Source organism: Paraburkholderia phosphatilytica (assembly GCF_003443895.1).
GTDB lineage: Bacteria > Pseudomonadota > Gammaproteobacteria > Burkholderiales > Burkholderiaceae > Paraburkholderia > Paraburkholderia phosphatilytica.
Window position 1 is genome coordinate 1 of the sequence record NZ_QQOA01000072.1, and the last position, 18,898, is coordinate 18,898.

The window sequence follows — 18,898 nt, forward strand, 5'->3', positions numbered from 1 at the left end:
ACCCGGGAAACCCTTGCCTTCGGCTAACTCTTCCCCTTGCCGGGCGAGTAGAGGACTTTCACCTCCAAGTGAGTGCGCCCTGCCGGGCGCACCCATAAAAAAAGCCCGCCGAAGCGGGCCCATGCCATTGCGCCAGCGCTCAACCCTTCACGAACGCGAGCAGATCGTTGTTAAGCACATCGGCATTGATCGTCAGCATGCCGTGCGAAAAACCCGGATACGTCTTCAGCGTGCCGTTCTTGAGCAGCTTGATCGACTTCAGCGCCGCGTCCGCGATCGGTACGATCTGGTCGTCTTCACCATGCAGCACCAGCGTCGGCACGCTAATCGACTGCAGGTCTTCCGTTTGATCGGTTTCCGAGAACGCCTTGATGCCCTCGTAGTGCGCCTTCGCGCTGCCCATCATGCCCTGCCGCCACCAGTTCTGGATCACGCCTTGATGGACCGTCGCGCCGGCACGGTTGAAACCGTAGAAAGGCCCGGCCGGCACGTCGACGAAAAACTGCGCCCGATTGTCGGCCAGCGCCTTGCGAAAACCGTCGAAGACCTCGATCGGCAGGCCCTCCGGATTGGCTTCAGTCTTGAGCATCAGCGGCGGCACGGCGCTGACCAGCACCGCTTTCGCGACGCGCCCAGCAGGCTCGCCATGCCTCGCCACATAACGGGCCACCTCCCCTCCGCCCGTCGAATGCCCGATATGCACCGCGTTGCGCAGATCCAGCGCTTCGACCACGGCAAACGCATCCGCGGCGTAGTGATCCATGTCGTGTCCGTCCGAGACCTGCGACGAACGGCCATGTCCGCGCCGGTCATGCGCGATCACGCGGTAACCGTGCTGCACGAAAAAAAGCATCTGCGCATCCCAGTCGTCCGACGACAGCGGCCAACCGTGATGGAACACGACGGGCTGGGCGTCCCTCGGGCCCCAGTCCTTGTAGAAGATCTCGACATTGTCCTTCGTCATAACGTACGGCATGGTCATGCTCCTTCGACGTTATCGGGGGATTGCCGGTCTCATGATCCGGCGCCCGTGTGACAGAAGTCATCGCCGCGGCAACTCGCAAAGCGTGAAGCGCGAACGCGTGGCGACGGGAAGATCGATCTCGTGACAGACGGGATGAAATGACATGCCCCGTCCCAAACCATCGTAGCAGTTCGGCAGAAACCCACCGTCCCACCTCATCGCGTAAACCCGGTTGCACATCATTTTTGATGGTTCTATATTGTATTTCACCATCAATTATTACTATGCGATAAATCATGAGCGACGATGTCCTGCTGTCCCGGAACGGCCGTGTGGCCGTGATCACGCTGAACCGCCCCGACCGCCTGAACGCGTGGACCACGCCGATGCGCGAAAGCATCATCGAGGCGCTGCAACGCTACGACGCGGACAGCGAAGTCGCCGCGATCATCATGACGGGCGCCGGCAACCGCGCGTTTTCGGCAGGCCAGGACCTGTCGGAAGCCCATGATTTCGACGGCGAGCGCGCGGTCGCATGGGTCAAAGAATGGCAGCGCTACTACACCGCGCTGCGCAGCCTGTCGAAGCCGCTCGTGATCGCGCTCAACGGCACCGCGGCCGGCTCGGCATTCCAGGTGGCGCTGCTCGGCGACATCCGCGTGGGCCATCCGGGCGTGCGCATGGGGCAGCCGGAAATCAACGCGGGCATCGCCAGCACCACCGGACCGTGGATCATGAACGCGATGCTCGGCATGTCGCGCACCATCGAACTGACGCTCACCGGCCGCCTGATGGACGCGAAAGAATGCGCGGACATCGGCCTCATCCATCACCTCGTGCCCGAAGATCAGGTGTTCGCGAAGGCGCTCGAGATCGCGAACGAACTGGCCGCGAAGCCGCCCGTCGCGATGCGCCTCGACAAGCAGCGCTTCCGCGAAATGACGGAGCCGGGCTTTCGCGACTGCATCGACGCGGGCATGCGTATACAGCGCGAAGCGTACGACTCGGGCGAGCCGGCGCGAATGATGGAGGAATTCTTCCGGCGCCGCGCGAAATAACTCCACACACGTCCGCATCGTCCGATCACCTTCACACGAACGGGGAACCCGAGCCATGACACAAGACTTCAACCCGAGCCGTCGCCGCATCCTCCAGAGCGCGGGCGCCATCGCGCTAGCCGGCGCGTTGCCGGCCGCAATGCCTGCGCTCGTGCGCGCCGACGACAAGCAGATCGTCGTGTCCGATCCCGGCGGTCCGTACACGACCGCGTACCGGCAGGCGTTCTACGATCCGTTCGAAAAGGCCACGGGCATCAAGGTGGTGAGCGTCGCTCGCGAATCGCAGCCGGTCGCGCAGTTCGAAGCGATGGTGAAGACGAAGAACTACGTGTGGGACGTGACCACGTTGACGCTCTCCGCGGACATTCCGTATCTGGAAGCGAAGGGTTTGATGGAGCCGATCGGGTTGAAGCCCAGCGACTTCCCCGACGTGATGCCGGAAGCCGTCACGCCGGACTGGCTCGGCGTCGACGTGTACTCGACGATCCTCGCGTACCGCTCCGACAAGTTCGGCCAGAACGGCCCGAAATCGTGGGCGGACTTCTGGGACGTGAAGCGCTTTCCGGGCCGGCGCTGCCTGCGCCGCAGCCCGCTCGACACGCTCGAAGAAGCGCTGCTCGCCGATGGCGTATCGCTCGACAAGCTCTATCCGCTCGATGTCGACCGTGCGTTCCGCAGCCTCGACAAGATCAAGCCGCACATCGCGATCTGGTGGACCTCCGGCGCGCAGGCCATGCAGGCCATCCAGAGCGGCGACGTCGACATGATCTCGACGTGGAACGGCCGCGCGCAGGCGGCGAAAGATGCGGGCGCGCCGGTCACGATCGTGTGGAACCAAGGGCTCTATTCGATCGAAGGCTGGGGCATTCCGAAGGGCACGCCGCGCGCTGAGATGGCGAAGCAGTTCGTGCGATTCTGCGCGGACGCGAAGCGCCAGGCCGTGCTCACGCAGACGCTGGCCTACGGTCCGACCAACCGCAAGTCGTTCGAATCGATTCCGCCGAACCGCACGCCGCTCCTGCCTACCGCGCCCGACAACATCAAGCTCATGAAGCTGCCGAGCCCGCAATGGTGGGAAGACAACCGCCAGAAAGTGACGGAGCGCTTCAACGCCTGGATCATTTCGTGAGGTTCGACGATGAGCGCGAAACTGGAAGCGATCGGTCTCGAGAAGCGCTACGGCGATACGCTCGCGCTGCAGGCAACCGATCTCACCGTGCAGGCGGGCGAGTTCCTGACGCTGCTCGGGCCGTCCGGCTCGGGCAAGACCACACTGCTGCAGATGATCTCGGGGCTCGTCGCGCCGAGCGCGGGGCGCATCGAGATCGATGGGCGTGACGTCACGCTGGTCGAGCCGGGCAAGCGCGGCATCGGCATGGTGTTCCAGAGTTACGCGCTGTTTCCGCACATGACGGTGCGGGACAACGTCGCGTATGGGCTGCGCATGCGCAGCAAAACGCGCGACGAAGTGCGCAAGGCCGTCGACGATGCGCTCGCGATGGTCCGCATGAGCGACTACGACAAGCGCTTTCCGAAAGAGCTGTCGGGTGGCCAGCAGCAGCGCATCGCACTCGCGCGCTGCTTCGCGTACCGGCCGTCGATCATCCTGCTCGACGAACCGCTCGGCGCGCTCGACAAAAAACTGCGCGAGCACATGCAGGGCGAGATTCGCCGCCTGCACAAGGAGCTCGGCGCAACCTTCGTGTACGTGACGCACGATCAGGACGAAGCGCTCACGCTGTCCGATCGCATCTGCCTGATGAACGACGCGCGCATCGAGCAGATCGGCACGCCTGCCGACCTGTACGACCGTCCGGCCACGCGCTTCGCCGCCGGTTTCATCGGTCATTCGAATCTGCTGGAAGGCGAACTCGCGCCAACGCATAGCGACAGCGGCGAGCCGATCCTGCTCGCGGGCGGCGGCCGTATTCCGCTGCCGCGCACCGCCACGCTCAGCCAGGCCGCGCGGCATACGCTGCTGCTGCGTCCGGAAGCGCTGCGGCTCGTCGATGCCGCGAGGGGTTTCGTCGATGGCCGCATCAGCGACGTGGTGTTTTTCGGCAGCGATACGCGCGTGCAGCTGTCGCTTGCCGACGGCAGCGAGCTCGTCGCGCGTTGCGAACGCAGTCTGTCGCCGCGCATCGGCGATACGGTGGGTCTCGTGTGGGACCCATATCGCACGACACTGCTGCAGGCGTGATGCGCGTGTCCATCCTCACTTCCACACGAGGCCTTTCATGACGGTCGCCCTGCGCGTGCAACGCGATCAAGCCGCCCCGCGGCGCTTCACGTGGCTCAAGCCCGCGCTGCGCTGGCTGCCCGTGCTGCCGACGCTCGCGTTCCTCGCCGTGTTCTTCGTGCTGCCGGTCGGCGAGATCCTGCAGGGTGGGCTCGTCGGCGCCGATGGACAGATCGGCATCTCGCAGTTCGTGCGGATCGCGCACACGCCCGTCTACGCGAAAGTGCTGTGGATCACCTTCGCGATCTCGTTCATGACGGCGGCGTTTTCAGTGCTGCTCGGCTATCCGGTCGCGTACATGCTGAGCCGTCTCACCGACCGCATCCGCGAACGCTGGCTGCTGTGGATCATGCTGCCGTTCTGGACCAGCTACCTGGTGAAGACCTACGCATGGATGCTGCTGCTCTCGAAGACCGGCGTGATAGCAACCATCGCGCTCGCGCTGCACCTCGTGCACCAGACCAACGGCACGATTCCGTCGCTGACCGGTGTGCTGATCGGCATGGTGCACTCGATGCTGCCGCTCGCGGTGATGACGATGCTCCCCGTGATGCGCGGTATCGACGACCGTCTGACGCAGGCCGCCGAAACGCTCGGCGCGGCGCGCAGCACGAGCTTCTTCACGGTGTTCCTGCCGCTGTCGTCGCCGGGCGTCGCGGCCGCGGGCCTGCTCGTGTTCATCTCGAGCCTCGGCTTCTTCATCGTGCCCACGCTGCTCGGCTCGCCGCGCGAAACGATGATCGCGCAGCTGGTGATCTCGTCGGTGCTCGAACTGTTCGACATGCATTTCGCCGGCGCGCTTTCCACGGTGCTGCTCGCGTGCTCGATCGTGATCTTCTTCGTGTATGACCGCTTCGTCGGGCTTACGTCGCTGACCGGCGAAACCAGCGTGCGTCAGCGCGGCTCGCGCGCGCAGGGGCTGAAGCTCTCGCTGCTGATCGCGGCAGGCCGGCTCGCCGCGCCGCTGATGCGCCGCCGCAGCGCGGCGCAATCCGCGTCGGTCGACGTGACGAGCCCGCTCGGCCTGTACACGTGCGTGGTGCTGTTGTGTCTCGTCGTGCCGGTGCTGTCGGTGATTCCGTATGCGTTCACGCGCAGCGACTTCATCGCGTTTCCGCCGAAGCTCTTCAGCCTGCGCTGGTTCGGCACGTTCCTCGGTTCGCCGGTGTGGCAAAGCGCGATCATCCGCTCGTTCGAAGTGGGCTTCGGCACCGCGGTGCTGTCGCTCGTGCTCGGCTTCGGCGCAACGCTCGGCATGACGCGCCTGCCGCGCCGCGCCACCCAACCGCTGTTCGCGCTGCTCGTCGCGCCGCTAATCGTGCCGCGCATCGTGGTCGCGGTCGGCCTGCTGTATCTGTTCAGCCGCTTCGGCCTGACCGGCACGAACACGGGGCTCGTCATCGGCCATACCGTGCTCGCGATTCCGTACGTGGTCGTGACGCTCGCAGCCGGCTTCCAGCGCTTCGACTGGCGACTCGACGACGCCGCGCGCGTGATGGGCGCGTCGCCGTTGCGACGCATCCGCACCATCGTGCTGCCGCTTCTGATGGCGAGCGTGACCGCGGCTTTCCTGTTCGCGTTCCTCGTTTCGTTCGACGACCTGACTATCGCGATCTTCGTGAGCGGCGGAATCAACACGACGTTGCCGAAACAGATGTGGGACGACATCCAGCTCGCGGTCACGCCAACGCTCGCAGCGGTCTCGACGACGCTGCTCGTGCTGATCGCGCTGGTGGTGACCGTCTCCGCGTGGCTGCGACGCCGCGCACGCTAGTTCTCTTTCAAACCGTTCGTCATATGCATCGCTACTCCGAGTTCTTCCCGCAGCGGCACGATCACGACGCGCTCGACTGCGCGCCCCTGCTGGCGCTCAACCTTCAGGCCGCCCCTTCCCGCGAGGTGCTGCGCTTCGATGGCGGCGTGATCACCTGCGCCGAATCCGTGCAGCGCATCGCGCAACTGCAGCGCTGGTTCGCCTCACTCGAACTTCACCAGGGCGACCGCGTTGCCGTGATGCTCGGCAACAGCCGCGAGCATGTTCACCTGATCTACGCGCTGATGCTGTCCGGTCTCGTGTGGGTGCCGGTGAATACGCGGCTGCGCGGCACGGGCCTCGAATACGTGCTGCACCACGCGGAGCCAAAACTGTTTGTCTCCGACGCGAGCTTCGACGAAGTCACCGCACAGATCGACACCGGCAGCGCGCGGCGCGCGAGCCCGCCGCCGTTCGATGCGCACGACGCGAGCGCAGCGCTGCAAACACCCGCTATCGGCGTGCACGACCCGCTCTGCATCATCTACACGTCCGGCACCACCGGCGCGCCGAAGGGTGTGATTTTCACGCATCGCATGATGCGGATCGCGAGCGAAGCCGCGATCCGCGTCGCCGACGTGCGGCCCGGCGACCGGCTCTTTCTGTGGGAGCCGCTGTGTCATATCGGCGGCGCGCAGATGCTGCTGCTGCCGTTCTTCGAACCGGTCAGCCTCGACGTGGTACCGCGCTTTTCCGCGTCGCGGTTCTGGGGCGAGGTGGTCCGTTCCGGCGCGACGCAACTGCATTATCTGGGCGGCGTGCTCGATATCCTGATGCAGTTGCCGCCGGATGCGCAGCCGGACACCCATACGCTGCGCGTTGCATGGGGCGCCGGCGTGAGCGCATCGGCGTGGCACGGCATCGAATCGCGCCTCGGCGTGAAGCTGCGCGAATGCTATGGCATGACCGAATGCTCCAGCTTCGCGACGCTCAATGCCACTGGCAAGCCCGGTTCGATCGGCCGCGCGCTGCCGTGGATCGACCTGCAGCTGCTCGATGCGAACGGCAATGAAGTAGCCGACGGCGAACCCGGCGAGATCGTGCTGTCAAGCAAGGTGGACGGCACCTTTCTGCCCGCTTACCTGAAGAACGACGAAGCCACGCGCGGTGCGCTGCGCAATGGCCGGCTGCACACGGGCGATCATGCGCGGCGCGATGCGGACGGCGATCTGTACTTCATCGGCCGGCGCACGGACAGCATGCGTGTGCGTGGTGAGAACGTATCCGCATGGGAAATCGAGCGCGTGTTCGCGACGCATCCGGCCGTGCGCGCGAGCGCGGCGATCGGCGTGGCTTCGTCGGTCGGCGAGCAGGACGTTCTGCTCATTGTGCAGTTCAAGGACGAAGCGGTTGCGTGGGAATCGATGCACGCGTGGGCAAGCGAACGGCTCGCGAGCTTCCAGTTGCCGCGCTATTACCGCGCGGTCGACCGGTTCGAACTGACCGCGAGCGAGCGCATCAAGAAACACCTGCTCCCGAACGACACGCGCGATGCGTGGGACCGGCTTGCCCAGGGGCATGCCAGACGCGTCGCCCATCGCCACGCTCGACGCCGATGACGAAGGTTATTGCGTACAGATAGCGCCTATGGAAATGCGATAATGCGGCGTACCCGCTCAACCGATATCGACCGTGACCACAGCCCCGTCCAAAGCTCCCCGCAAACGTAACGCCGCGCCTGCTGCCGCGGTGGAGGCGAGCGTCGACCCTACGGCTTCTTCGCTGTACGTACAATCGGTGGAGAAGGCGATGAAGGTGCTCACCGCTTTCGACGGCAGCAAACGGCAATTGTCGCTCTCGGAAATCTCGGCGCTGACCGGCTTCGACGTGAGCGCGACGCAGCGCTTCACGTACACGCTCGCGGCGCTCGGCTATCTGTTCAAGGACCCTGAGAGCCGCAAGTACGAGCTCTCGCCGAAGCTGCTCGACTTCACCTACCACTATCTGACGTCGAACGAGCTGGTGAGCCGGGCCACGCCTTACCTGCAGCAGCTCGGCTCCGAAACGGAGGAAGCCACCAACCTCACGGTGCTGGACGATACGCATATCGTGTTCGTGCTGCGCATCGTGAGCCGCAACGTGTTCAACGCGCACGTGATCACGGGCTCGCGGCTGCCGGCGTACTGCACCGCACCGGGCCTCGCGATCCTCGCCACCTTCAGCGACGGCGAGATCGACGACATCCTGTCGCGCACCAACCTCGTCGCGTACACGCCGTCCACCGTCTACCAGCCGCGCAAGATCAAGGAGCGGCTCGTACAGATCCGCAAGCAGGGTTACGCGCACGCGGAAGACGAGTACTTCGTCAGCGACATCTCGACGGCGGCGGCCATCACCAATGCGCAGGGTCGCGGCATCGGCGCGGTCAACATCGCGGTCGCGCGTTCGCGCTGGCATGCGGACCGCGACGAAAAGCGCTTCGCGGATCTGGTGATCTCCACGGCATCCGCGATTTCGACGCGGCGGCGGATCGACTAGCGCCTGGCATCGCATCCGCGGCGGTGCATCCGCGATCACTCACTTGTGTATCGCGGACCGCACCTCGCTCACGTCCCGCGTCGTCACCGGCTCCGCATCGTTGCCCCACGCCGACCGCACATAGGTCAGCACGCGCGCCATTTCCGTATCGGTCAGCTTGCCGGCAAACGATGGCATCTTGCGCGGCAGCGGACCGTCGTCGGTGGCCGGGCTGCGGCCGCCCTCCACCAGCAGCCGCACGAGCGATGTCGTGTGTGACGCGAGCACCGCCGGATTGCCCGCAAGGCGCGGATATTTCAACGGCTCGCCACTGCCATCCGCCTTATGACAGCGCGCGCACATGCTCTGGTAGATCCCCGCACCCGGCCGCTCGATATCGCCGGTCCTGATCGCCTCCGCGGTCTGCTGCTTCGCGCGCGGATCCGCGTCGTAGCGACCGGACAGCGCATGCGGCGGCAGACTCTTCAGATACGTGGCGATCGCATTGAGGTCGTCGTCGTTCAGATACTGCGTGCTGTCCTCCACCACCTGCACCATGCTGCCGAACGTCACCAGGCCGCCGCCGTGTCCCTGCTTCAGGAACGCGGCAATCTCCTGCGCGGATACGCGCCCAAGGCCCGACCCAGGATCGCCCGACAGATTCGGCGCGAACCAGTGGTCGTTGGTACCGCCCGTCAGATAGAGTGGCGAAGATTGCGTGTAGCCGAGTTCGTTGTATGCCGGACCACGCGGCGTATGACACGCGCCGCAGTGGCCGAGCGACTGCACCAGATACGCGCCGCGATTCCACTGCGCGTCGTGCGATGCATCCGGTTGATAGCGGTCCTTCGGCGCAAGCAGCCAGTCCCATGCGGCAAGCACCCAGCGCTGGTTGAACGGAAACGGCAGCTGCGTGCGCGGCGCGAGCGTCGCGACGGGTTGCACGCCGTGCATGAAATACGCGTACAGCGCGTGCATGTCGTCGTCGCTGAGCTTCGCGAACGACGGATACGGCATCGCCGGATAGAGCCGCCTGTTGCCAGGCGCGACGCCTTCGCGCACGGCGCGGTCGAAGTCGTCGAACGTATAGAGGCCGATGCCCGCGACCGGGTCCGGTGTGATGTTGCTCGAATAGATCGTGCCGAACGGCGACACCATGCCCAGGCCGCCCGCGAATGGCGGCGGCCCCAGCGTATCGCCCTTTTCCGCGGACGCCGACGGCGGCGCGGTATGGCAGCCCGCGCAATCCGCGGCTTTCGCGAGATAGGCGCCGCGCTCGATCAGCGCGCGCGTGTTCGCATCCGCTTCCGACGATGCGTTCGATGAGCCGACCTGCGCGGCGTCTGGGCCGCTCGCATTCGGCTGCGCCGGCGCCGACTGCGCTGCGACGGCCACGGCCAAAACCAGGCCCGCGAACAACACCGCGATCGCGCCGCCTGTCAGCCACCAGCGGAAACCTGTGCGCGCCATCGTCGTCAGCCTCCGCATGGCGGCACCATCATCAGCGCCATGTCCGACGCGACGAGTCCGAACATGAACACGCAACTCGAAATCGTGCCCACCCGCGCGAGGAAGCAGTCGCGCGCCGCGGTTCGATGCGGCGGCGTACGCCGCGCTTCGGCGGTAGCGAGCGGCGCGGTGCGTCGCCAGTTGCGCAGGCCCACGGTCACGCCGATCGCACCCGCGATGAACGTCAGCACCGACAGCGTCAGCAGCCCGTGCATCAGCCACGGCAACGCGGGCGCCGCGACGGGCCGTCCGTGCGGAAAACATGCATACGCGGAGATCGTCTGCGCGAGGTTGGTCTGCGCGAACCACGCGGCAGGCGTAAGCAGCAGGCCGATCAGTACCGCCCAGCCGCTGGGCCTCGTGTGCTTCGGCGTTGCAGCGGCGGCTTCCAGGCCGCGCTTGCGCTCGGCCGCCGCGGCGTTGGCCGCTACGTCGCTCGTGACGTCACGCGGCGGCTGGCCCTGGCCTGGATGATCGGCGCGGTCCGGACTCACCCTCCCCTCCTCAGCACGTACGGCGACAGATACAGCGTCGTGAAGATGAACAGCCACACGATATCGACGAAGTGCCAGTAGAGACCGCCGATCGTCAGCGCCGCGCAGCGCGCGTTGTCGAAATAGCCGAGCGCGGTCCACAGCAGCAGGAAGCCGAGCACGAACAGCCCGACGATCACGTGTGCCAGATGGAAGCCGGTGATCGTGAAATACAGCGAACCATAGAGCTGCGTCGTCATCCCGTACGGATGGTTCGACCACTCCTTCAGCTGGATGCCGATGAAGATCGCACCGAGCACGATCGCCACCGCCATCGACGCGCTGCCGAGCTTGATCCGCCTGCGCCGCACGCAACGCTCGCAGAACCACACGAACACGCTGCTCGACAGCAGGATCGCGGTGTTGAGCGATCCGAGCCCGAGCTTTGGCAGGCCTTCGGGCGGCCAAGGCTGCGTGGTCTGCGCCGCGAGGTACAGATATGAAAAGATCAGGTATCCAAACAGTGCACCTTCGGTCACGATCAACGTGAGGCAACCCCACCAGCCGCCCGAGCGTTCGCCAGGACTGCCGACGGGCAACACGGCACGGCCGGGCAGTGCGTCGCTCATTGCGGGTCTCCTTTTCGTTGTGTGGACGCTTGCGCACCAGTCGCATGAGCATCGCGTTCGCCTTGGCCCTTTCCGCCGCCCGAGCCCGCGTCTTCGACATGCGTCTCGCGTTGTCCCAGCTGCCGCTCGGGCCACAGCCACACGACGATCGCCGCCGCGCAGCCGACCACGCTCACGGCCGACAGCCACCACGCGGTCAGCGCGAGCCCCGCGAATACGCCGGTCGAAGCGACGCCGAGCCAGAACGGCGCGTACGAATCCTCGGGCATCTTCAGGATCACATCGGGCTCGCCGTCGAGCGCCGTCGTCGCGAGTGCTTCGCGGCCCCGGTCCAGCAGATAGCCGACCGAAAGCTGCGAACGCATTTCGCCTTCCATGCGCGCTTCCCACAGCGGATGCCGGCTCGCGATGCGCGGCGACACCGCGAAGTTGTACGGCGGCGGCGGCGATGGAATCGACCACTCGAGCGTCGGCGCATCCCACGGGTTGTCGCCGGCCGGCTTGCCGCGCCGCAGGCTCACCGCGATGTCGAGCAGGAACACGAGAATGCCGAGCGCGAACACGAACGCGCCGATCGACGTGATCAGGTTCACCGTGTTCCAGCCCATGTCGGCGCCATACGTGTAGATACGGCGCGGCATGCCGAGCAGCCCCGCGATATGCATCGGAAAGAACGCGACGTTGAAACCGACGAACAGGATCCAGAAACCAACCCGCCCCAACCCTTCGCTCATCATCCGGCCGGTGAATTTCGGAAACCAGAAGTAGATCCCGCCGATCACCGGAAACACGTTGATACCGAGCAGCACGTAATGCAGGTGCGCGACCACGAAGTACGTATCGGTCAGCTGCCAGTCGAACGGCACTGCAGCCGTCAGTACGCCTGATAATCCACCGATCACGAACAGGAACACGAAGCCCGCGAAATACAGGAACGGCACGCGGAACACCGGCCGCCCGGTCCAGATCGTCGCGATCCACGCGAAGGTCGCGACCGCGCTCGGAATCGCGATCACCATGCTGGCCGCGCCGAAGAACGACAGCGCGAGCGCGGGAATACCGGTCGCGAACATGTGGTGAATCCACACGACGAAGCCGATCACCATCGTGATCACCGTCGACAGCGCGACCGGTACGTAGCCGACCAGCGGCCGCCGGCAAAACACCGGCAACGCATCGGAGACGATACCCATCGCGGGCAGCACGACCGCGTAGACCCACGGATGCGCGAAGATCCAGAACAGGTGCTGCCACAGGAGCGCGCGGCCGCCGTTCAGCACGTCGAAGAAGTGCGTGCCGATGCGGCGGTCGAGCCACAGCATGAAGAACGCGAGACTCACGGACGGCACCGCGAGCAGGTTGCCGCCCGATGCGGTCAGCGTGCCCCACACGAGCACCGGCACCCGGTCGAGCGACATGCCCGGCGCGCGCATTCGCAGAAACGTGACGACGAAGTTCATCGAGCCGACGGTCGTCGAGATGCCGAGCAGCACCATGCCGAGCGCGTAGACGTCGATGTTCGGCCCGGTGTCGTAGCCGAGCCCCGCGAGCGGCGCGTAGTTGAACCAGCCCGCGTCCGGCGCTTCGCCGAACGGAAAGCTCGCATACAGGAACAGCCCCGCGAACAGGAACACCCAGTAGGACAATGCATTGAGGCGCGGAAACGCCATGTCGCGCGCGCCGAGCACGAGCGGCCACAGGTAGTTCGAGAAGCCCGACAGGATCGGCAGCGCGTACAGGAAGATCATCGTCACGCCGTGCATCGTGAAGAGCTGGTTGTACTGCTCCGGTGTCAGCACATGCGCGTTCGGCCGCGCGAGCTGCACGCGCATCAGCAAAGCTTCCACACCGCCCGCGAGCAGGAACGCGAACGCGGTAACGAGGTAGCGCATGCCGATTTCCTTGTGATCGACGGAGGAGAGCCAGCCACGCCAGCCGGGCCGCGTCTCCCAGATTTCGCGCAGCCGTTCGTCGTCGGCGCTGCCGCGCTCCACCTGGCCGAGCCTGAGCGTGCTCTCGTGCGGGGCGGTGCCGGGCGACGGCATCGATGGGGCGGACGGATCGGCGAGATCGGACATCGTGGCCTGGCTCCTCAGTGCAGCGTTTGCAGATACGCGGACAGCGCCTGCGCTTCGCTCGCGTTCAGATCGATCGACGGCATCAGCGTGTCGGGCTTGATCCGCTGCGCGTGGCGGATCCAGTCGAGCTGATTCGCCGCCGTGTTGACGACGGTGCCGGCGGCGATCAGACGACGCGAATCCAGATGCGTGAGATCCGGCCCCTGCGCGCCGGTCGCATCGGTGCCGCGGATCGCGTGGCAACCCGCGCAGCGTTCGCCGAAGAGTTTCTTGCCGGCGGCGGCGGTATCAGTCGTGACAGTGGCCAGCGCGGCCGGCTGCGGCTTCGCCTGCTGTGCGTACCACGCGTCGAAATCGCTACGCGGCTGCGCAACCACCTCGAACGCCATATGAGCATGCTGCGCGCCGCAAAACTGCGAGCATTGACCGCGGTAGACGCCCGGGTGGTCGGCCTCGATCCACTGCTCGTTGACGATGCCGGGAATGGTCTGCGTTTTGCCCGCGAGCTGCGGTACCCAGAACGCGTGAATCACGTCCGCGCTGCGCAGCTCGACGCGCACCGGCTCGCCGGCCGGAATATGGATTTCGTTCGCGGTGACGACGCGCTGCGTCGGGTCGTCAGGGTTGTCGTATTCGACCTTCCACCACCAGTCGTACGCAGTGACGGCGATCGTGAGACGCGGCGGCGTGCCCGGCGACGCGACCGATTCGAGCGTCGCGAGCACATAGAACAGCGCGACGAACAGCGCGATCGACGACAGCGTCGTGCCGATCCACACGAAGCGCATGCCGCCGCCCTCGGCTTCGACGGAATCGGGTTGCGCGGGCGGCCGGCGGCGCACGATCGCCCCCACCAGCAGCACGCTCACGACGATCGCCACGACGACCACGAGCGCGGCGAGCCCCCAGCCGAGCCGCATGGTCGGCGCGGCGGCGGGGCCGGCGGCGTGCAGGAAATAGTTGAGCGGCGCCGTGTGCGCGTCGGCGGGCTGCATGCTGTGCGGTCTCCGTGGTGAACGGGCGATGACGGGCGACGGGCGCCGCGCGGGAAGCGCGGGCAGTCTGCGCTCAGCAAGTTGCGGTCCACCTGGTGCCGCGCGATCTCGCTATATACGGAGCGTGTGCGCCAAATCTGTCACGTTGTGACCTATTTACAGCGTGACCGGGAGGAACTTCAAAGGCTGCGTGCGGCACGCCGGCCGCACGAGAAAGGCATGCAGGAGAAGCCGCCGGAGCGCGACGGCTCCGGCCGGTGATGCTTCGATCAGAACGTCTGCCAGTCGGCGTCCGCGGTTGCGGCGCTCGCGGCTGCCGAGGTTGCCGCCGGGCGCTGTGCGGCCTTCGGCGCGGGCTTCGTCGCGGAGCGCGAGGCGACCACCGGGCGCGGCGTTGCCGACACGCGAGCCTTGGCCACCGCGCGCGGCGCCGAACCCGCACCCGTCTTTGCCTTCGCGTTCGTCACCGCCGGTGCGACGGCGCGCGCAGCCGCCGCGTCCACCTTGAACACCGACACCAGTTCGCGCAACGCGGCCGACTGCGACGCCATCGACTGCGCCGCCGCCGACGCTTCTTCAACGAGCGCCGCATTCTGCTGCGTCATCTCGTCCATCTGCATCACCGCGGTGTTGACCTGCTCGATGCCGTGGTGCTGCTCGCCCGACGCGGCGCTGATCTCGCCCATCAGGTCGGCGACGCGCTTCACGGCCTGCACGATCTCCGTCATCGTGCGGCCGGCGTCGTCCACCAGCGCCGTGCCGGTGTTCACGCGTTCCACCGACACGGTGATCAGATCCTTGATCTCCTTCGCCGCCGTCGCGCTGCGCTGCGCGAGCGTGCGCACTTCACCCGCCACCACCGCGAAGCCGCGACCCTGCTCGCCTGCGCGCGCCGCTTCCACCGCGGCGTTCAACGCGAGAATGTTGGTCTGGAACGCGATCCCCTCGATCACCGAGATGATCTGCGCGACCTGTTCCGAGCTGCTGGAAATCTCCTGCATCGTGTCGACCACGCGGCCCACCACCTCGCCGCCGCGCACCGCCGTCTCCGACGCGTTCGCGGCCAGCGCGTTGCCCTGGTTCGCGTTCTCGGCGTTCTGCTTGACGGTCGCGGTGAGCTCTTCCATGCTCGCCGCCGTTTCTTCGAGCGACGCGGCCTGCTCTTCGGTGCGCTGGCTCAGATCGGTGTTGCCGGACGCGATTTCCGCCGACGCGGTCGCGATCCCTTCGCTGCTCGAGAGCACGCGGCTCACGAGATCGACGAGCCGCTCGTTCATGTGCCGCAGCGCGCCGAGCAGCTGGCTCATTTCGTCGGCGCCGTGTACCTCGATCGTCGCGGTCAGATCGCCGCGCGCCACCGTCTCCGCGATCGCCACCGAGCGGCGGATCGGGCCCGTGATCGAGGCCGTGATCGCGACGGCGATGCCTGCGCCGAGCGCCATCGCGAGCGCGATCAGTCCGATCGTCCACGCCATCGCGCTGTGATACGACGCGCGGGCGTGGTCGATTTCCGCGTTCGCGCCGTCACGATTGAGCTTGACGTCTTCGTCGATCACCGCGCGCACCGCGTTGAACGCGTTCGCGGACGGACCGCCCGCCAATGCGCGAGCATCCGCGGCGCTCGCATCGCCGGCATCGACGAGCGACTGCACCTTCGCGTCGATCTCCATGTACTGCGCCCAGGTGGACTTGATGCCGTCGGCGAGCCGCTGCTCTTCCGGCGACGAAACGAGCTTCGAATACGCGTCGAAGGCCGTCGCGAAGCGCGCAATCGACTGCGCGTGCTGGTCGCGCGCGGTCTGCCGGTCGGCCGCGTCGGTTGCGATGAACGCGCGCAGCGACGTGCGACGCACATCGTCCGCGGCGCTGCGAATGGTGCCGAGTGTTTCGACGCTCGGCAGCCAGTTGAGGCCGATCTCACGGGTGCCGCCATAGATGCGGGACGCCTGCAGCAGGCCGACACCGCCCACCGCGCACAGCAACAGCAAAACGATTGCGAAACCCGCGCCGAGACGCGGACCGATCTTGAAGTTCGAGAGAAATGCCATGACGAATTGAATTCCCAGTGCGAGAGAAACTGACTGCCTAACCACACACTCCTTAACGTCAGCGCGGCGCCGTGCCTGAACTTTCGTTGCAAATATGACGAACGTCCTACGCACAGGCTTTCGACGACATTTCTTTCGCGCCCCATCTGCGCATCCGCCCCCGAATCCAGCACGCAGACCCGGCGATGCAAACCCGCCCTCCGTAGTCGACCCTGAGGCTCGCCGCCGCACGGGGCCCGATCCTACGAAGATTGCCGCCACCCACTGCGCGGCCGATGTCATACAATCGATCTCCCGTTTCCGCGCCGCACTCAGGACGGCGGGTTGCCAGGACGATCCAGCGCGAACCAGACCGGGCCCCGAACCCGGGCGCGTCGCGCGCGGCGCCGGCAACACGCCCCGGCCCGCCGGCGCGCGCGGGACACCCATGGGGCGTCAACCCGATCCGTTGCTGCTGCACACGATGACAATCATTCCTGCACGGATCGGCACGACAGGGCTGCCGGGTTTTGGCACCCTACGAATCCGGCCGCCGCGCTAAAGAGCCGCATCACCATCCGCATCCAGCGGCGCGCGACTGCCACGATCGACCCCGATCAGGCCACCCGGCCCTTTTGACACGTGAACAGAAGAGGCGCAGTCAGTCGCCCCGCATTGCATCCAGCCTCAGTTTTGACCAGCAATCTCTCGCGCGCCCTGTCCGCGCGAGTCTGGCCTTTTTGACCCTTGGAGACGTCTGTGAGTACGGAGTCGGTCGTCGTTTCCCGTGCTCCACAGCGGCCCGGCACAGTCGATGACGCGGACGATCGCGCGCCGCTCATCTACCGGTACGACGAAGCCGACGTGGAGCGTTGTGTCCCGAAAGAAAATCTGGGCGTGAACACGCGTATCGCCATCGAGCTCGGCGCGGCGCGCAGCGCGGAAGAGAAAGCGCGTCTCGTGCGCAGCATGATCCGTGTGATCGGCTTCGACACGCTGCGCTATTTCACCGTGCGCGCCGACCCATCCGGGCGGATCGAACGCGTGTATCTGCTCGACAACTATCTGCCCGGTCCGGCGGAGAGCTTCTTCCGCGCCGGCCACTATCTGGGAGATCCGCGATTCGAAGCGCTGATGAGTTCGCTGTCGCCCTGTATCTGGGATATCCACCAGCTCACGCGCATCTGGCGCAGCCGCGGCGCGCCGGCCTCGTACGCGTCCTGGCTCGCGCGGATGCGCGCGGACGGCAAGCTGAGCGGCCTTGCGTTCGCGGTGCCGCTGCCGGGCACGTCGCTGCGCTCGATCATCAGCCTCTCGTCGACGCGCGAGCACGCGAAGTGGATCAGCCACAGCGTGACGACCCAGGCGCTGACGCTCGGCCTGTCGATCCATCAACGCTGCTCGGCCTACGTTCGCGCGATGGATCGCGACCGTCCGGCGAGCGCGCTGTCGGAACTGCAGCTGGGCATTCTCGAACTGCTCGTGAGCGGCCTGTCGGACAAGGAAATCGCGGCGCGTCTGTCGATCACGATTCACAACGTCGACTACCACCTGCGGCGGCTGCGCGACATCCTCGGCGAAACCTCGCGTACCGGTCTCGCGTGGCACGCGGGCCGCACGGGGCTGGTTGGCTAGCGGCGCCTGCGAAGTCTGCGACGTTCGCGTGCATCACCTCGGCTTGCGGTCTCATCATCGGAACAGCACATCGTGATCTTTGCCACTTTCAACGAAGACGATCTGGACGCGGCGCCGGCGCACACCATCGCGCCGGCCGCGCTGCTCGACGGCGATGCGCCCGTGGACTCGCTGCTGCAACGCCTGAGGATTGCCGGCAACGCGGACGCGCGCCGCGTCGCGATGCACGGCGCGCTGCGCGACGCCGGCTTCGACTGGCTCTGCTACACGCGCATCCTGCGCATCGGCGAGCACGTGAGCCACGCGATGTGGTTCGACAGCTATTCGCCCGCCGGCTGGCCCGATGCGTACCAGCGCGCGAGCTTCTTCGACATCGACCCGCGCGTCGCCTTCGTGTGTCGCAGCGAATGGCCGTTCGCGTGGGACCTCGATTCGCTCTTCAACCGCTCGGCGCTGAACCAGCCGGGCTCGCAGGAGCGGCGCTTCGTCGATGCCGCGCTGGCGTCGGGCAGCGCGAGCGGCGTGACCGTCGGTATCGCCACCGCAAACCCGGTGGAACGCTGCGTGGTCACGCTGTCGAGCCGCCATCCCGGCCAGCAGTGGCTGTCCGACACGACGCTCGGCGCAGCGTACGGACTCGCGGTGGATCTGCACGAATTCATCGACGCGCATCCGCAGTTCCGTCTGCCGCGTCTGAACAGCGACGGCCTGAGCGCGGACCAGCAGGCGATCCTCCAGTGCATGGCGATGGGCATGCACGACTCCGACATCGCGCACGAACTCTCGATGACGCGCAGCGAAGTCAGCCACCACCTCAAGCAGTTGATCCAGCGCTATCACGCGAACAGCAAGGTTCAACTCGCGTACATTGCCGGTGCGCTGGAGCGCGATTAAAAAGACGCTTAAAGCTTTTTAACGCGCGCGTTAAGGAAGCGCTGATCAATGAGCCCGCCGCCGGTGATCCCGCGCATACGGCTCGCGATTTTTGAAACGGGAAGCCCGTCGAGACATATTTTGGGTA

Annotated in this window: 15 protein-coding genes; 8 read left to right on the forward strand and 7 right to left on the reverse strand. The window is 66.1% G+C overall.

Annotated features, from left to right (window positions below):
• Positions 1 to 139: 139 nt before the first annotated feature.
• Complete coding sequence (locus DVS29_RS35645; protein WP_118185867.1) at positions 140 to 976, reverse strand: alpha/beta fold hydrolase; 837 nt, start codon at positions 974 to 976, stop codon at positions 140 to 142.
• Between the two features lie 284 nt (positions 977 to 1,260).
• Between DVS29_RS35645 and DVS29_RS35650 the strand changes: the two genes are divergently transcribed.
• The 6 genes from DVS29_RS35650 to DVS29_RS35675 all read left to right on the forward strand — a co-directional run bounded on the left by DVS29_RS35650 (position 1,261) and on the right by DVS29_RS35675 (position 8,552).
• Positions 1,261 to 2,022 (forward strand): enoyl-CoA hydratase/isomerase family protein, encoded by a 762-nt coding sequence (locus tag DVS29_RS35650; RefSeq protein ID WP_118185869.1) that lies wholly within the window; start codon positions 1,261 to 1,263, stop codon positions 2,020 to 2,022.
• A 55-nt stretch (positions 2,023 to 2,077) separates the two neighbouring features.
• Positions 2,078 to 3,151: an ABC transporter substrate-binding protein gene (locus DVS29_RS35655; RefSeq protein ID WP_118185871.1), complete on the forward strand. Its 1,074-nt coding sequence runs from the start codon at positions 2,078 to 2,080 to the stop codon at positions 3,149 to 3,151.
• Between the two features lie 9 nt (positions 3,152 to 3,160).
• Positions 3,161 to 4,222 (forward strand): ABC transporter ATP-binding protein, encoded by a 1,062-nt coding sequence (locus DVS29_RS35660; protein WP_118185873.1) that lies wholly within the window; start codon positions 3,161 to 3,163, stop codon positions 4,220 to 4,222.
• A gap of 37 nt (positions 4,223 to 4,259) precedes the next feature.
• A complete protein-coding gene (locus DVS29_RS35665) occupies positions 4,260 to 6,035 on the forward strand; it encodes an ABC transporter permease subunit (protein ID WP_118185875.1) in 1,776 nt (591 codons plus the stop codon).
• Between the two features lie 23 nt (positions 6,036 to 6,058).
• On the forward strand, positions 6,059 to 7,633 hold the full coding sequence (locus tag DVS29_RS35670) for an AMP-binding protein (RefSeq protein ID WP_118185877.1): 1,575 nt from the start codon (positions 6,059 to 6,061) through the stop codon (positions 7,631 to 7,633).
• A 73-nt stretch (positions 7,634 to 7,706) separates the two neighbouring features.
• Entirely contained in the window at positions 7,707 to 8,552 is an 846-nt protein-coding gene (locus tag DVS29_RS35675; RefSeq protein WP_118185879.1) for an IclR family transcriptional regulator, read from the forward strand.
• A gap of 39 nt (positions 8,553 to 8,591) precedes the next feature.
• Here the strand turns inward: DVS29_RS35675 and DVS29_RS35680 are convergent, their stop codons facing one another.
• The 6 genes from DVS29_RS35680 to DVS29_RS35700 all read right to left on the reverse strand — a co-directional run bounded on the left by DVS29_RS35680 (position 8,592) and on the right by DVS29_RS35700 (position 16,263).
• Positions 8,592 to 10,019: a cytochrome c gene (locus tag DVS29_RS35680; RefSeq protein ID WP_240655971.1), complete on the reverse strand. Its 1,428-nt coding sequence runs from the start codon at positions 10,017 to 10,019 to the stop codon at positions 8,592 to 8,594.
• Positions 10,007 to 10,534: a hypothetical protein gene (locus DVS29_RS38050; RefSeq protein ID WP_240655972.1), complete on the reverse strand. Its 528-nt coding sequence runs from the start codon at positions 10,532 to 10,534 to the stop codon at positions 10,007 to 10,009. The genes DVS29_RS35680 and DVS29_RS38050 overlap by 13 nt, the downstream gene beginning before the upstream one ends.
• Entirely contained in the window at positions 10,531 to 11,142 is a 612-nt protein-coding gene (locus tag DVS29_RS35685; protein WP_118185883.1) for a cytochrome c oxidase subunit 3, read from the reverse strand. Before DVS29_RS35685 ends, DVS29_RS38050 begins: the two co-directional genes overlap by 4 nt.
• Positions 11,139 to 13,220 carry a cytochrome c oxidase subunit I gene (gene ctaD, locus DVS29_RS35690; RefSeq protein ID WP_118185885.1) on the reverse strand — a complete coding sequence of 694 codons (2,082 nt, stop codon included), beginning with the start codon at positions 13,218 to 13,220 and terminating at the stop codon, positions 11,139 to 11,141. The genes DVS29_RS35685 and ctaD overlap by 4 nt, the downstream gene beginning before the upstream one ends.
• A gap of 14 nt (positions 13,221 to 13,234) precedes the next feature.
• Positions 13,235 to 14,215, reverse strand: coding sequence for a cytochrome c oxidase subunit II (gene coxB / locus DVS29_RS35695; protein WP_118185887.1), 981 nt, complete (start codon positions 14,213 to 14,215; stop codon positions 13,235 to 13,237).
• Between the two features lie 269 nt (positions 14,216 to 14,484).
• Positions 14,485 to 16,263, reverse strand: a complete 1,779-nt coding sequence (locus DVS29_RS35700) for a methyl-accepting chemotaxis protein (RefSeq protein WP_118185889.1) — start codon at positions 16,261 to 16,263, stop codon at positions 14,485 to 14,487.
• Positions 16,264 to 17,001: 738 nt separating this feature from the next.
• Here DVS29_RS35700 and DVS29_RS35710 point away from each other — a divergent pair.
• Both DVS29_RS35710 and DVS29_RS35715 read left to right on the forward strand, forming a co-directional pair.
• Entirely contained in the window at positions 17,002 to 17,877 is an 876-nt protein-coding gene (locus DVS29_RS35710) for a helix-turn-helix transcriptional regulator (protein ID WP_118185893.1), read from the forward strand.
• A gap of 72 nt (positions 17,878 to 17,949) precedes the next feature.
• Entirely contained in the window at positions 17,950 to 18,771 is an 822-nt protein-coding gene (locus DVS29_RS35715; RefSeq protein ID WP_118185895.1) for an autoinducer binding domain-containing protein, read from the forward strand.
• The last annotated feature ends 127 nt before the right edge of the window (positions 18,772 to 18,898 follow it).